The sequence below is a fragment of the Oscillospiraceae bacterium CM genome, assembly GCA_022870705.1.
In the GTDB taxonomy this organism is placed as follows: Bacteria; Bacillota; Clostridia; order Oscillospirales; family Oscillospiraceae; genus Sporobacter.
This window is the reverse complement of record CP072107.1, coordinates 1892732-1907194: the sequence shown is the minus strand read 5'-3', so window position 1 is coordinate 1907194 and position 14463 is coordinate 1892732. Positions and strand designations below refer to the sequence as shown.

Below are 14463 nucleotides of genomic sequence, written 5' to 3'. Positions count from 1 at the left end.
GCCAGTTACTGCGCCAGCAAAAGGCCGATTAACATTGCGACCTTAAGGGAGTCACTTTTGCCGGAATAACTCGAGTAGTCGAGGCCGAGCGCGTCGCAAAGTGACTGCAGATCCGTCACGGGGGCTATATTGCTCTCTAAAAACATCGGCGGCGTAATCGTCACGTCGTTTGATTTTTTCATATCGGCATCAATACCGAGCGTCATGGAGATGGTATCACCGGCGGCTGAAAGGGACAAGCCCAATGACCCGGTGCAGGTATAGCCGGTGTTGCCTGTCTTTGTCAGCTTATACGAAATATCCCCGCTGGCGACGATATTCTGCGGCGTGCCGCTGTCATCCTTCATGGCGGCATTGAGCGAAAACTTGCCGGTGAAATCCTGCGTCGAGGCGTTTTCCGTTGTCGTCCCTGTATACGTGCTGCTCATGGTCTGCGCGCCTGTTTCATCCAAGGACGTTGAGGTCATGGAGACATTATAGGAGTCGCCGCCGGCTTTAAGCTTTGTCAGGTCCATGGTCATGGTGGCGCCGCTTATGTCCTGCATGCTCATGTTCACTTGGTGCTCTAACCCTTTTTGGTAGGAGATGTAGTTGACCTTATAGGATTTTGCTGTCGTCGAGGTATCAATTGTCATACCGATGGCCTTGTCGCCGTCGAATAGAACGGTCATCTTAAACGACGAGGCCGCGATTTCATCTGGGGTCAGTGCTTTCAGCTCGTCGAGCAGCTCTGTCGTCATCGATGTGGCAGAGGCAGTGCTGCCGTTTGAAATAATATTCTGAAGGTCCGTTGATGTGAGAGATGTCAGCATGCCAAGCGTTCCGCTTGTGTCGGCAAACGTCTCATCCGTATCAAGCAGCTGCACATTTTTCAAAACGAAGTCGTAAGCGCGCTGGCCGCTCATGTTCAGTGTGATGGCACGCAGCGTCACATCGCTGCCCAGCAGGTTTTTTGTCTGAGTCCCATCCGTATAGTCCTGCGCTGTCGTTTCCGTCATCCATGGGTCAAGCAGGCGCGCGGCAAAATCGGCGCGGTCCTCTTGGGCACTCTGCGTGGAAGCCGCTTCACCCGCGTCGGACAAAATGCCGCTTGCAAGGGTGGATAAGACGCCTGTCAGGGATTTATCGGTCGTGCTGGGGAGCTGATACTGAACGATTTTCTTGTCGGCAGAGGTCGTTTTTAACAGCGCAACGCCGTTTTTGACGTAAATGCCGCCGGATACGTTGATATCTGTCCCGACGCCGCCAGACAGCTCAAGCGAAGAATCGCCGCTGTCTTGATTGTGCGCGATATCAAGCGCCAAATTGGCAGACTCGCTCAAGGTCTCTCCATTAGCCGAGAGATTGCCGATAGACAGATTAATCGCCGTCTGATTGGAGGTATTGTCCAGGTCGTTATAAAAATCGGAGGTCAGACCGAGAACAGATGTGCCGTCCTCCTTTTCGGTGAGGAGATTGTTAAAATCGGTTGACAGAAGCGTTTTAGCACCGTCGACGAAAACTTTTTGCGGCGGGGCGTCAGGTGCTTTACTTGTCGCCGTTTTTTTGCCGCAGCCGGCAAGAAGGGCAACGATCAGAAGCAAGGCGCATGCGGGCATCAAAAAATTAAATTTTTTCATTGAGCACACTCTCCTTTAAATTTTGAATGCAGAATATCTAAAACAACTTCTTCAAGGGTAACGGCGGTGCCGCTGCTGTTGCGCATATCAAAAAGCGTACCGGCTGGGCCGCGAAAAAGGATGGCGCCGTCCTTCATGACCATGATGTCGTCGGCCAGCGGCATCATTTCATCGATGTGATGGCTTGCAATGATTTGGGTCACGCCGTCTTGAGACAGTTTTTTAAGGACCGACGCAATTTGCCGCCGCTGCTCAATGTCAACACCGACAAGCGGCTCGTCAAGGATCAAAAGCGCCGGTTCGTCGAGCATTGCCACGGCGAGATTGACGCGGCGCTTCATCCCGCCGGAGAGAGCGGAAACCGGTTTTAGGGCAAACGATGACAAACAGAGCTCATCAATCAGCCGCTCCGCCTGCGCCCTGGCTTTGCCAAAGGGTTTAGAGGACCAGCACATCAGGTTATCACGAACCGTCAGTTCTTCAAACAGCGCCACGTCCTGCGGTACATAGCCGATTCCCGGCAGGACACGGCGGCGCTCGGCAATGGCGTCACGACCGGCAAGTTTGAGTGCTCCGGCGTCCGGCCGCGCAATGAGGGCCAGGATTTTCATTAACGTTGTCTTGCCCGCACCGTTAGGGCCGAGAATACCTAAAATGCGGCCGCGTGCGAGGGAAAAAGTGACGTCTTTCAATACGGTCTGCTTGTTGTATGATTTTCTCAGGCCGACGGCTTCAAGCATGGCATCATCTCCCGTTTTGATCAGGCGAAAAAATACACTCTGACGGTACAATATTACTGATATTGCCGGTAAATGTAAAGAATAATTTAACGCCCTATTATAATTGGACGAAGCAGACGCAAATGATGCTCAAGGCTGCATTAAAAACTTTTTGAACGCCGTTGGCAGGGGGTAAAAAGACGCCATGTCACTGTCTTGCGCCCATGTGAAAAGTGCATTTTTCTCTCGGCAGTCAATGTAATAGGCCGTCATATCCCAGCGGATATGGGTAAAAACATGCGATTTCCGCACTGATCTTAAAAGAGACGAGGGTTTAACACCCCATGACGCCGCCTGTTCGACGGCGGCGCTGTCACCGAGCGCCTCGGGAACGTTTGGCAGCTCCCAGAGCCCGCCGAGCAGGCCGCCGTCATCACGGCGGCGAAGCGCCGTCTGCCCGTCGCATGTTAAGACAAACACCGTGAGATTCATTGTTTTTTTGGCAGGTTTTTGCGCCCTTTTCGGAAATAAGTGCACCGTTTTATCACGATAAGCCTTGCACAGTGCCCCGACAGGGCAGAGAGAACAGGTCGGTGTCCCGTTCGGCACGCAGATTAAAGCGCCAAGCTCCATAAGAGCCTGCGTCAAATCACCGCAGCGTTTTGTATCATAATATGGGCGGAGGCCTTGGGCAATCCTTTTTTTGAGCGCAGCGGGGTCCGGGTCGCTGAGCGCGTCAAGACGCGAGATCACACGGACGACGTTGCCGTCCACAGCGGGCTCCGGCTTGTTAAAGCAAATCGAGGCGATGGCACCGGCCGTATAAGTGCCGATACCGGGGAGCTTTAAAAGGTCCTCTGTTGTATCAGGAAAAACGCCGCCACATTCAGAAACAAGGCGTTTGGCCGCTTGATGCATGTTTCTGGCCCGCGAATAATAACCGAGGCCTTCCCATAACTTTAAAACAGTGTCCTCATCAGCATCGGCCAGCGCCGCCACCGTTGGAAACGCCTCTAAAAAGCGCGGGTAATACAGATTTACAACAGCAACACCCGTCTGCTGAAGCATCATTTCGGAAACCCACACGCGGTAGGGGTCGCGGTCAGCCCGCCATGGGAGGGCCCGCGCGTTTTCATCATACCACGCCAAGAGAAGCGGTGTTAGCGACGAATCGATATTCAGCAATTTTTCTGCCACAATTGTTCACTCCGGTTATCCGTCAAGAGCCGCTAAAGCGGCGACTTGGTGTATCAAGCATTCTTCTGTAAAACGAGACCGGCGGGAAATCCCGCCGGTCTGATGCTTTTTTAAATGAAGTTAGACTTCGAGATAGCTGTCCGCGTAGAGATTGTCGCCACGGATAATGTCACAGGACTTGATGGTCTCCATCAGGCGCAGGTCGCACGGATTGACGATGGCGCTCGTGAGGCCATTCATGATCGCCATGGCAACCATAGCCGAGTCCATAATGGGGCGGATGTGCTTGGGCATACCGTTTGAAATATTCGACAGGCCGCCCGTTGTGGAAAGGCCCATATCCGAGCACATCTTGACAAACTCAAGCACTTCCATCTGCTTGTCCTGCATGCCCTTGACGACAAGGAACAGCGGGTCAAACCACAGATCCGTGGGGTCCATGCCGAGGCCCATGCCGCGCTCGAGCATCTCCTGGCAGTACATCATGCGCTCGTCGTTATCCTTGGAGATACCCGCCTTGGAGCATAGCGCAAAGCAGATGGCGTCGTTAGCGGCCGCGAGGTCGATGTTCTCAATGCGGTCACCCGCGTCGGCGGAGTTGATGATCGGCTTGCCCTTCGCGCGGTTATAGACGGAGATACCGGCTTCGATTGCCTTCTTGTTGGCGGTGTCGAGGCAGAGGGGGACATTGTCGAAATTCTCCTGAAGGAGGCGGACAGCCCATTTCATGAGCTCTTCGCCGGTGGATTCGGCAGGTCCGATGTTGACGTCGAGATACGTTGCGCCGGCGTCAATCTGCTCTTTGGCGCGCTTTAAAATCGGCTCGGGATTTCTGGTGTCCATCGCTTCGCGGATGGAAGGTGAGATGCAGTGAATCCGTTCACCGACAGTAATAAATTTGGCCATGAGCCTTCCTCCTATTTATAATCTTTCAGGTATCTGACAAGCGAAATGGCCTCGTTGGGGCCAACAACAATGTTCCAGCCGGGGAGCTTGGCTTCGAGCTCGCCCTTTAAGACGGCAACCTTGCCGGGGAGAATCAGTGTCCGGCTCTTGAGTTTCGATTCAATGCCGTTTTCCTCGATAAACTTTGCAATAGAGTTTGCCGAGAACTTGCCGGCTGCCCAGCTCGTCAGAACGGAGTAACCGCCAGCGTCGGTGATGAGGAGGTTGACGGGAACGCCGGAGCGCTCCATTTCGCCAGTCACGACGAAGTATGTCAGCGCGAAGTCAACAGTGACGGCGCACACGGCGTTCTCGTCGGCACCGTTGAGCGGATAGATGCCGGGCTCGACCTTCATCGGCTTCTGGGGGTCGGTGAAGATATTCTGGCGCAGACCGTAAAGCGGGAGCGCCTCGGCATATGTCATACGGCCCATGACGATGATGGAGCCGTAACGCAGCGTAAAGAGCGAAGCCAGAGCCGCCTGCATAGTGGCGTCACCCGGGGCAAGCTTCTCAAGATTGACAATGGCCGGATAGCCAAAGGTGCGGTCGTCATCCTTGATAGCGGCGCGGCGGATGGATACGGCCATGGCATAAGCTTCTTTGATGGAAGATGAGCCAACGCAGACGATCAGATTTTTGTTGCCGGCAGCCTCGAGCTTTGCAATCGTATCGTGAATCTCGGAAAGGTCGGCACCGACGACGCCGAGCACAAGACCCTTTTCTGTCGCAAGCGCGTTCATGGCCTCACAGTTGGCGGCATTGGCACCGACGAGGACGGCAGCGGCGCTGCCGGCGGCAGCAACGGCTTCCTTTGCCACGGCGGTATCTGTGGAGCTGATGATGACGACTCTGCCAGCGGCTGCCGCTTTTTGAGCAACGGCAACGGCGCGGTCGGCAGTGGCATCGGCGCAGTCGACAAAGATGCATTCAACGATCATGCGCTCGCTGATACGCTCATAATCAACCTTGAGCATGTCGGCGATTTTGGCGTCAACCGTCGCATCGTCCATTGCGGCGGAGAGGTGCAGGGCAAAAAGGTTTTTGTTGACGAGCGTTTTTTCGTGGCGGAGCATGACGGTCTCGCCGCCGAGCTTATAGTCGCCGACGGCAATCGTCTTCATGGGGGGCTCCGTCGCTTCGGAGAGCTTTGCTAGGGCTTCTGCGGACATATGCGGGCATTTGTCAATCGACAAAGCGCCCTGTGCGACCTTCATGGAAAATGCCATGCAAGTCGGGTTGCCACAGTCTTTGCAGTTTGTTTTCGGTGTCAGTTTAAAAATATCGAGTCCTTTAAGAGCCATTATCGTAACCTCCCCAATTACTGGAGAGCGGCAATCATTGCCGCAATCGTTTTAACGGATGTAGGATGACGCAGGATGACGGCGTCGGAGCCGGAAGCGAGGCAAGCGGAGGCTGTGACGGTTTCCATCGAAATGGCGCGCTCTTCCTGCGAACCCCATTCAGGCATGTCGCTCTCTGCCATGATCGATTCCTTAACAGACCATGTCTCGGCGGAAACAGGCGTCATAATGGGCATCTGAAGCATGGCGTCGTTTTGCTCGAGCGCCGCGGACTTGACATGGTCGAGCGTCGAGGAGACGTATTCGTAACCGTAACCGGCGGCGGCAGAGCCGACATTCATAACGATGTTCTGTGCCGGCACGCCGAGCTGCGTCAGCAAAACGTTCAGCTGCTTGGCAAGGTTGATGTCAACGGCGCTTTCCGCACCGACCTTATGCCCATAAGCCAGCGCGCAGGACGCGCCGATACCCTTGTAGTTCTCTTCGCGAGCCGAGAGGAAGAGAACGTTTCTGCCCTGGCAGACTTCAGCGAGAGCAGAGAAAAGCTCTGCGTCCTTCTCGATGTTTTTGCTGCCTGCAATGACGAGCGGCATGTCAATGGCGTTAATAACGTCCTTGGCGTCGGCAACGCAGTCTTCGATACTGCGGTTTAAGCCCGCTGGGTCGGCACCTTCAAAGCGCAGGCAAACAAAGTTCGCGCCGGGCATTTCGGCAGCACGTTTGGCACGCGCGCCGGCCGTGTTTGCGCCCTCGTAATAGGCGGCCATGACAGGGAAGGCCGTCAGCTCATACCCCGTATCGGTGATTTCAACACCGACAGCCGGAGCATTTTTGGCCGGACTGTCAAAGAAGTTGAGCGGAAGGGTGTTCATTCCCCCGATCGACAGGGTTTTGTCACCTGTGCCGATCTCGACGACGCTAATGGATGCATTGAACGTCTTTGGTTTTGCTGTGAATGGCATTTTCACTGCCTCCTCAAAAATTTATACGATACCAATATATAATGTTACATTATATTACATTATCGGGTCCATCTCAAGTGCGGGATGTGATTTTTCCGACAAAAAGGCCATGAGCTGGTCGGCGTCCTCAGCAATGGTTTCGTCACCGATACGGTCGCAGAAGTTTTCAATGCCATAGAGTTCCTGAGCTGAAGCGTTGAGCTTTTCACTGACCATATCCTTGAGGGCTTTCGGCATCCAGACGATGCGGGCGATGCCGCCTTCAGCCTTCATGAACTTCTTGGAGGGGATGAAGTGACGGCCGTGACCCATGAAGCCCGGCGTCTGTACGCCGCCGCCCGTCATGGACGCAAGCTCGGCAAACGTCATACCAAGCGGTGTCACGCCCGTATGCTCACGGTTGACAATGATAACGCCGTTGGAGCAGGGCTCGATACCGCAGATGCACTCGAAGCAGCCGCAGCTCGTCATCGGGTCTTCCAGGATGGAGTACAGGGTAACACGGTCAAGAGCACCGTGGGAGTAGAGCTTAACAGCCTCGTTGACATCTTCGTAGGCGCCTTTTTCCTCGTCGATAACGCGGGTCTTTGTGACGACCTGGCAGGGGCCGTTGGGGTCGAGCTCGTTCGTCGACTTGGCATCAAGCCAGGAGACGGCACCACAAAGGCCGAGACGCTCCGGCGTGACGATGCAGACATGTGACGGGGAGAAGGACTGGCAGAGAATGCAGGTGTAGAAGTTGTCGACGCTCTCGTCGGTAAGGGAGCGCAGACGCGCGTCGCGCTTGTCGTAGATGACATTGGCGTCCTTGCGCAGACCGGCGACCTTCTCGGGGTCTGTCACGATCGTTACCTGGCACTTGTCAACGACGTTGGCGTAGTCGCTCTTGATTTTGGCGTACAGGAGCTCGCCGAAATGCTTTGCTCTGAAACCGGCTTCAAAAGACGCTTTGCTGACGCGGATACGGATGAGGTCGCGCTGACCGGTGTGCATCACGCCTTCAAGGCAGTTGACAAAGTTATGTATGCGGCGCTCGAAAACAGGCTCAAAGTCGGACTGCATATTTTTGCCGGCCACATCGACGATAATGCCCATGCAAATTTTGCTGCCTGCCTCATAGGCGTCAAGATCGTCACCGATAACTTCAATCTTGTGATCTTCGACTTCGTGAAGATCCTTCGTGCGGACGAGTTCGAAGCAGTCTTTTCTGGAGCCGTCGATTTCAATCTGCATGTCGGCCTTGCGGATGATTTCGCCCTCAAATGCCGTGGAGAAAGCAATCGGCAGATCCATGTTCGTGATTTTAATCTTGATGTCACGCGCTTCAAGAGAGGTTTCGATCAATTCGTCAATGTTCTGCTGGATGATTAGGCTCTTCGGAACCACATCCACATCAACCGTGTCGTTTGTGATGACAGGGAAGCCCATAGCGATGGCGCCCGCGCCGCAGCCGACCGTAATATTCTCAACAGGGGCAAAAGCGTTGACAAAGGCAAAAATGCGCTCGAAGGAATACTTGTTAATGCCATCCCAATCACCGGGCTGGACGGCACCGAAAATCATGGCCGCGCGGACGACAACGGAGATGATGTGGGAGACACCGTTGATTTCAGGGCTGACGGGCACGATACGAACGGGGAAGCCCATCTTGATGCCGCAGCGCTCGGCCTGATCAATAGCACTCTTGAGCAGGAAGACGAAAATACCCTTCGATTGATAGCCCTTAATCAGCGCAAGAGCCTGCTCATCCGTGGGCGCTTCGTCAATGATAACGACAAAGCCGGGGATGTCCTGTGTGACGAGCGGGACGCCCAGCTCACGGACCTCAGCGTCCGTCATGTGACCGTGGTACTTCTCGCTGTAGGGGGTAGGGTTCTCCGCGTATTTGCAAGCTTCAATCACTTCGGCCGCCAACACTGTGGCGATGCCCGACTTAAAAACGTCATTCAAACGGTAATTTCTCGTCATAAGCGCCTTGATCGGCTCCATAGCCGCCTTCAGTTCGCCGATTGTTGTGACCTTCAGTCCGAGATAAGCGTAGATGCAAGCCAAATGATACGCCGTGCTGCCGAAAGCAACGGGGGCGTCGGCACCAAGCTTGTCGTAAGTTATGTCGATAGCGGATTCGGCGAGTTTAAGCATCTCGTCCGAGCCTGTAAATGCTCTGTCAAACAGTCTCAATGTAATTTACCTCCAATTATTCTCGGAATTATTTATGATTCCGTGTCGATTCGCTGTTTTATAGCGCGGATTTCCGCAACCGTTTTTTCACTGTTGTCATATGGGGAATTGCCGGCGCGGTCAGCTTCGGCGATATCGGTGTCATAGTGGATAAAGCCGAGCAATTTATCTGCGGGAATTCTTGATGTGATATAGTCCTCGTCTGCCTTGTTTCTAACCTTGTTAGCGACGACGCGGACCTTGCTGATGCCGAGGTCACCGGCGAGCTGCACAACCTTGTTAAAGGTTTGAATGCTCCTCTCGCCCGGTTCAACAACGACGACAAACTGATCCATCATGTCGGCGGTGCCGCGGCCGAGATGCTCAAGCCCCGCCTCCATATCCATAATAACGACGTCTTCCCGGCGGATGATTAAATGAGAGATCACCTGCTTGAGCATGACGTGCTCAGGGCAGACACAGCCGGTGCCGGCCGTCTCAACGGTTCCCATGACGAGCAGCTTAACGCCGTTTTTATCCTTGGCGAGCATGTCGGGAATATCGTCAACCTTCGGATTGATTTTAAAAAACTTCCCAAAGGTTTCAGCACTCGCACCCGTCCGCTCGGCGATCAGCGTGCGCATCTTGGAGATGGGTGTGATCCCTTCAAGCTCCTCCGGCGTAAAGCCCAACGCCATACCGAGATTTGCATCCGGGTCCACGTCGGCGGCGAGGACTTTGCGCCCCTCGTCGGCATAAAGCCTTGCCAGAACGGCGGAAAATGTTGTCTTGCCGACGCCGCCTTTTCCTGTAACAGCAATTTTCATAATTATATCCCCGTTGGGGGGCGATGCCCACATCGCCCCATCGAAATCGTTAAGGCTATGGCCCGATGTGGGCATCGGGCCCTACGATCTCGTGTAAATAAAGTACTTGAAAAAAGCGATAATCAGATGCCCAGCGCAGCGCGCTTGGCTTCGATACCGTCAATCATTTTCTGAACGAGCGTGTCGGGGTCGGTGCTGATAACAAACCCGGCGCCCGTCATTTTTCTTGTTCCTTCCGTAATGAGCTCCATCATTTGCGCAGAGCCTTTGACCTGCGGCTCGATGCCGAGGTAGGTGTCGATACCGGTGGAGACGACGTAGTTGGCAATGGCGACAGCTTTTTCGCTCATCCACTCCGGCGCACAGCCGACAACGGGAACCTGCGGGATGTCGATGCCCCAATCCTCGGCGATATACGTTGCCAGCAGCATCATACGGCTGATGTCAACGCAGGAGCCCATGTGGAGGACCGGCGGAATGCCAACGAGCTCGCAGACGCGCTTGAGACCAGCGCCGCAGATTTCCTTGGCTTCCTTTTTCATCAGGCCGGCCTTGGCGGCAGCCTGGGCCGAGCAGCCCGTCGTGATGACGATGATATCATTCGCCAGAAGCTTCTTCATTATTTCAATGTGGGAATGGTCCGGGCGAACCTTAGGGTTGTTGCAGCCGACGATGGCAACGGCGCCGCGGAGAACACCGGCTTTGACAACGTCGATAAGCGGCTTGTAAGTATCGCGCTCGTCGACATGGCTGTTGGTGACGCCGTTAAGCTCCTTAATGATCGCCTCGCAGGAATAGCCGACTCTGACCGGCTGCTTATGTGTGGGAACAAAAATCTTCGCCGGATCGCGCTTTTCAAAGTTGTCAATCGCTGTTCTGACAAGATCACGGCCCTGTTCACGAGCCGTTTCCGGATGGAACTCGACATATGTGGAGCCCGGGATGCGCGCGATGGGAGAAGTTGTAATAAATTTCGTGTGGAAGCATTCGGAGAGAGGGCCGACAGCCGGGAAGATGCACTGGACATCGACGGTGATCATTTCGACCATACCGGTGAGCAGCGCGTTTTCCTGCTGAAGGAAGTTACCGGCCATCCGAACGCCGTGGCGCATTGTAACTTCGTTAGCAGTGCAGCACAGACCGGCGATATTAATGCCCTTGGCGCCTTTGGATTTGGCGTAATCAATGAGGTCTTTATCCTCGGCGGCGATGACGATCATTTCAGATAACGCCGGGTCGTGGCCGTGGACAATGATGTTAACCATGTCTTTTTCAAGAACGCCGAGGTCGGCTTCCGTATCTTTCGGGGACGGTGTGCCAAAGAGAATATCCGTCATCTCCGTACCCATCATAGAACCACCCCAACCATCGGCAAGGCCGGTGCGGAGACCTTGAACAACAAGCGATTCCGCATCACAGGTGTTGCCCATAGTGGTCATATGCATGGCTGTTGTAACCTCGCGGTCAATGGCGCGCGGGGCGATACCGAGATCCTCCCAAAGTTTCTGGCGCTCGGCGGGGGCGCGTTTCAAGAAACGCTGCGTGCCAAAGGGCTTGCCGTATTCCATCATGCCCGCCAGGGCAACTTCGTGCGCAACTTCATAGAGATCCTTGCCTTCTGTGGGGATATCCCACTCCTTGGCCAAGCGCAGGAGCTTCTCCGGGTCTTTAACCTGATAGTGGCCGTCGGCGCTTGCTGTGTGCAGGACATGGCAAATCTCACGACCGTGGTCGGAATGCGCTGCCGAGCCACCGGCAATCATGCGCAGATAGTTGCGCCCAGCAATACCGTTGGCGTCACAGCCGCAGATGCCGCGCGGGGCTTTGGGTGTAATGCGGCAGGGGCCCATGGAACAGATGCGGCAGCAGATGCCGTCCTCGCCGAACTTACACGAGGGTGTCTGATTCTTTTTTCTGTCTTCCCAGGTCTCGGCGCCGGCGCAGGCTGCGCATTCTTTCAGGCTCGCTGTGACGGCTTCCATTTGTTCGACTGTTGTGAAGTTGTTCGAATCCATAAAGCTTCTTATCTCCTTTGTCATAACACTAAAAAAGTCTAACTTGTATTTACATGTTGATTCATACTGCATTCTAGCAACCGAGCCCGTGAAAGTCAAACGCCGGACAAGACATTCGTGTGATTTTTATAAAAGCTAAAATCATTCTACAAATTGACTTACCCAAAAAAGGCAAAACGCCTGCAAGACAGGCGTTGATATTATGTTTTGCCAACAAATTTGTTAAAAAAATACCGAAGTTTTTTGTTAAAAAAATAACAAAATTAGAGCTTTCCGGACGTATAATAACCCGATTTGGCCGTCAGCGTGCCGTATGCTTCCGTCAAGTATTGCTTGCCAAATCCGACCGGCTTGTCGTCCTCGGCGCGAATCAGACGGTTGACAACGAGCAGGGGAGCGTGTCCCTCAAGACCCAGCGCATCGCAGACGTATGACGGCGGCGTTTCAAGCCCGATCGTCATCTCCGTATGAATAGACATCGGCGTAAATCGCGTTTCGAACATGTCGGGGAATTCAGCGAAGTGAAATTCAAACTCAATGCTGGGCGTACCGCGCTCGTAAGGGATGAACTTCTCGTCATAGGCAATCGTTTGGCCGCCCTTTTCAAGAATGCGCCGTGTGACAATCGTCATTTGCTGTTTTTTAAGCTTTAAAACGTCGGCAATGGCTTCGTCAGGCTCAATGATATTGACCTCTTGAAAGCGGAAACGCCCGCACGGTGCCGTATCGCCGAAAAAAAGCGTGAACATCGTGTACTTTGGCTGCATAACAAAATGGCCTTTGCCGTGCCACGATTTGATGAGACCTTCGCCGACAAGGACGTCCAGGCTTTTGCGGACGGTGACCCTGCTTGTCTTAAAGCGGGAGGCAAGCTCATTTTCCGACGGGAGCATATCGCCGGGCTTGTAGGCACCGGCAAGAATGCCCTTGCGCAGCGCACATGATATTTTTAAGTATAGCGGTTCTTCCATGTTGTTCTCCCTTGTCTCTTGCAGAAAAGTGCTGTGGGCACAATTAATTTTACGGTCAGACTTCTGTAAATGTCAGCCGCTGGCGTAGCCCGTTAATGACGATGTCATATATCGTGCAGCCCGGTGACGTTGTTGTCTCAACGCTGATATCATTTCCGTCAAACTTATTGGCGACATATGCCGCCACGTCTTCAATCTCGATTTCTTCAACAAAGACATCCCGCATTTGATTGCCGCTACAACTGTTGAAAATTTCCCAGATCATTTCGTAACTCTTTTTCATACTGCCTCCTATCTGTTTGTGACGTGCCGCTGACCTGATTGTATAATTGCCGAACTTGTATCGTCAAGTAAAAAGACGTCATAATGATAACAAATTATCTTTGAATTGGAATGTTTTGTTTGGAGCGAATTGATAAAAGGAGAGATTTGTGTTGACACTAATTTAAATAGCTTTAGGTTGATTGTAAAATGAAATTGAACACTTGAACAGAAAAATCCATAGTGATTATTCTTCGTGGTAAAATGTAGTTCCTACACAACATCTGCCACCGAAAGGATACAATCACTATGGATAACAATGATTCTATCACAGTCAGCGCAGAACGCAAGAAAGGGCAACACTTGAGCTTGGAAGATCGTGGTGCTGTCAAAGCCCTCTTGAAGCAGGGACTTGGCGTACGCGGCATCGCCCGAAACATTGGCTGTTCACCGTCCACCATCTCATACGAGTTAAGGCGAGGTACACCGACACGGAAGAGCAACAGGGGCCAAGCACCTGGCTATTCTCCGAAACTCGGCGAGGCCATCTACAAGGCTAATCGAAGGGCTTGTGTCAAGCCCCTCAAAGCAGGCTCCTGCAAGACTTTCATTGACTGGGTAGTCAAGCAGATCCGGGAACACAAGTGGTCGCTGGATTCCTGCTGCGGATATGCGAAGCGACAGCGTTTGTACAGTGAAGATCAGATGGTTTGTACCCGCACTCTGTACAACATGGTCTGGGCAGGCTTGCTTCCCATCACGCCGACCGAACTGCCGGAAGCCTTAAAACGCAGCACCCGAAAGGCCAGGGGCAGGGAAAACAAAAAGCACTACGGCACAAGCATTTCCGCCCGTCCTGAGATCGCTTCCCTTCGTATAGAAGGCGGCCACTGGGAGGGCGACACCGTGGTTGGAAAACGAGCTGGGAAAGAGGCAGTTGTACTCTCTCTGCTGGAGAAGAAGACCGAGCACTACATCGCCATTCGTATTCCCGGAAAGACCAGTGATGCGGTGATGTCTGCCATGAAAAGCCTACGCGCTGAGTACGGGGAACGTTTTTCACAGATTTTTAAGACGATTACCGTAGACAACGGCAGCGAGTTCGCCGACTTTGCAGAAGTCGAGGCTTGGGGTTCCCAGATCTACTTTGCCCACCCATACAGCTCTTGGGAACGTCCTCAGAACGAAAGGCATAATGGACTGTTCCGGACCTTCGTTCCAAAGGGAACATCTATTGAGCAGTATACAGACGAGGACATCCTGTCCGCTGCTGATGAGTTAAATGGGCGACCCCGGAAGAAGCTCGGATACCACACGCCAGAGGAACTATTTGAAGCCTTTCTTGATTCCGAATACGCAGCCTGACGGCTGCGACAACCTTGGCACAGACAGCGCCTGCGGCACCATCTGTGTCCAAGGTTAATTGATGGGAACGATTTTGCCTCGGGGTGTTCAATTTGCACTTGCAATTTATGTTAAATAG

Annotated in this window: 12 protein-coding genes; 1 reads left to right on the top strand and 11 read right to left on the bottom strand. The window is 53.4% G+C overall.

The window, feature by feature from the left end:
• Window positions 1–5: 5 nt before the first annotated feature.
• The 11 genes from IZU99_09470 to IZU99_09420 form a co-directional block, all read right to left on the bottom strand.
• Window positions 6–1619 (bottom strand): hypothetical protein, encoded by a 1614-nt coding sequence (locus IZU99_09470; protein UOO37466.1) that lies wholly within the window; start codon window positions 1617–1619, stop codon window positions 6–8.
• On the bottom strand, window positions 1616–2359 hold the full coding sequence (locus IZU99_09465) for an ABC transporter ATP-binding protein (protein ID UOO37465.1): 744 nt from the start codon (window positions 2357–2359) through the stop codon (window positions 1616–1618). The genes IZU99_09470 and IZU99_09465 overlap by 4 nt, the downstream gene beginning before the upstream one ends.
• A gap of 129 nt (window positions 2360–2488) precedes the next feature.
• Window positions 2489–3523 (bottom strand): A/G-specific adenine glycosylase, encoded by a 1035-nt coding sequence (gene mutY, locus IZU99_09460; GenBank protein UOO38807.1) that lies wholly within the window; start codon window positions 3521–3523, stop codon window positions 2489–2491.
• A 132-nt stretch (window positions 3524–3655) separates the two neighbouring features.
• Window positions 3656–4441, bottom strand: coding sequence for a dihydropteroate synthase (locus tag IZU99_09455; protein ID UOO37464.1), 786 nt, complete (start codon window positions 4439–4441; stop codon window positions 3656–3658).
• Window positions 4442–4452: 11 nt separating this feature from the next.
• Window positions 4453–5784, bottom strand: a complete 1332-nt coding sequence (locus tag IZU99_09450) for an acetyl-CoA decarbonylase/synthase complex subunit gamma (protein ID UOO37463.1) — start codon at window positions 5782–5784, stop codon at window positions 4453–4455.
• Window positions 5785–5801: 17 nt separating this feature from the next.
• The gene (locus tag IZU99_09445; GenBank protein ID UOO37462.1) at window positions 5802–6746 is read right to left on the bottom strand and encodes an acetyl-CoA decarbonylase/synthase complex subunit delta; all 945 of its coding nucleotides are present in this window, start codon (window positions 6744–6746) and stop codon (window positions 5802–5804) included.
• A 54-nt stretch (window positions 6747–6800) separates the two neighbouring features.
• Entirely contained in the window at window positions 6801–8927 is a 2127-nt protein-coding gene (gene cdhC, locus IZU99_09440; protein ID UOO37461.1) for a CO dehydrogenase/CO-methylating acetyl-CoA synthase complex subunit beta, read from the bottom strand.
• Window positions 8928–8959: 32 nt separating this feature from the next.
• Window positions 8960–9733, bottom strand: coding sequence for an AAA family ATPase (locus IZU99_09435; protein ID UOO37460.1), 774 nt, complete (start codon window positions 9731–9733; stop codon window positions 8960–8962).
• A 122-nt stretch (window positions 9734–9855) separates the two neighbouring features.
• Entirely contained in the window at window positions 9856–11748 is a 1893-nt protein-coding gene (gene cooS / locus IZU99_09430) for an anaerobic carbon-monoxide dehydrogenase catalytic subunit (GenBank protein ID UOO37459.1), read from the bottom strand.
• A 263-nt stretch (window positions 11749–12011) separates the two neighbouring features.
• Complete coding sequence (locus tag IZU99_09425; GenBank protein ID UOO37458.1) at window positions 12012–12719, bottom strand: GntR family transcriptional regulator; 708 nt, start codon at window positions 12717–12719, stop codon at window positions 12012–12014.
• A 55-nt stretch (window positions 12720–12774) separates the two neighbouring features.
• Window positions 12775–13002 (bottom strand): hypothetical protein, encoded by a 228-nt coding sequence (locus IZU99_09420; GenBank protein UOO37457.1) that lies wholly within the window; start codon window positions 13000–13002, stop codon window positions 12775–12777.
• A gap of 287 nt (window positions 13003–13289) precedes the next feature.
• On the opposite strand from IZU99_09420, the gene IZU99_09415 reads away from it, so the two are divergent.
• On the top strand, window positions 13290–14345 hold the full coding sequence (locus IZU99_09415; GenBank protein ID UOO37456.1) for an IS30 family transposase: 1056 nt from the start codon (window positions 13290–13292) through the stop codon (window positions 14343–14345).
• Window positions 14346–14463: the final 118 nt, after the last annotated feature.

What these genes read in the sequence shown, in the direction of transcription:
- IZU99_09450 (UOO37463.1), bottom strand. Translation starts at nt 5,784, where the DNA reads ATGGCTCTTAAAGGACTCGATATTTTTAAACTGACACCGAAAACAAAC.
- IZU99_09420 (UOO37457.1), bottom strand. Translation starts at nt 13,002, where the DNA reads ATGAAAAAGAGTTACGAAATGATCTGGGAAATTTTCAACAGTTGTAGC.
- cooS (UOO37459.1), bottom strand. Translation starts at nt 11,748, where the DNA reads ATGGATTCGAACAACTTCACAACAGTCGAACAAATGGAAGCCGTCACA.
- IZU99_09455 (UOO37464.1), bottom strand. Translation starts at nt 4,441, where the DNA reads ATGGCCAAATTTATTACTGTCGGTGAACGGATTCACTGCATCTCACCT.
- IZU99_09435 (UOO37460.1), bottom strand. Translation starts at nt 9,733, where the DNA reads ATGAAAATTGCTGTTACAGGAAAAGGCGGCGTCGGCAAGACAACATTT.
- IZU99_09425 (UOO37458.1), bottom strand. Translation starts at nt 12,719, where the DNA reads ATGGAAGAACCGCTATACTTAAAAATATCATGTGCGCTGCGCAAGGGC.
- IZU99_09445 (UOO37462.1), bottom strand. Translation starts at nt 6,746, where the DNA reads ATGCCATTCACAGCAAAACCAAAGACGTTCAATGCATCCATTAGCGTC.
- IZU99_09415 (UOO37456.1), top strand. Translation starts at nt 13,290, where the DNA reads ATGGATAACAATGATTCTATCACAGTCAGCGCAGAACGCAAGAAAGGG.
- IZU99_09465 (UOO37465.1), bottom strand. Translation starts at nt 2,359, where the DNA reads ATGCTTGAAGCCGTCGGCCTGAGAAAATCATACAACAAGCAGACCGTA.
- IZU99_09470 (UOO37466.1), bottom strand. Translation starts at nt 1,619, where the DNA reads ATGAAAAAATTTAATTTTTTGATGCCCGCATGCGCCTTGCTTCTGATC.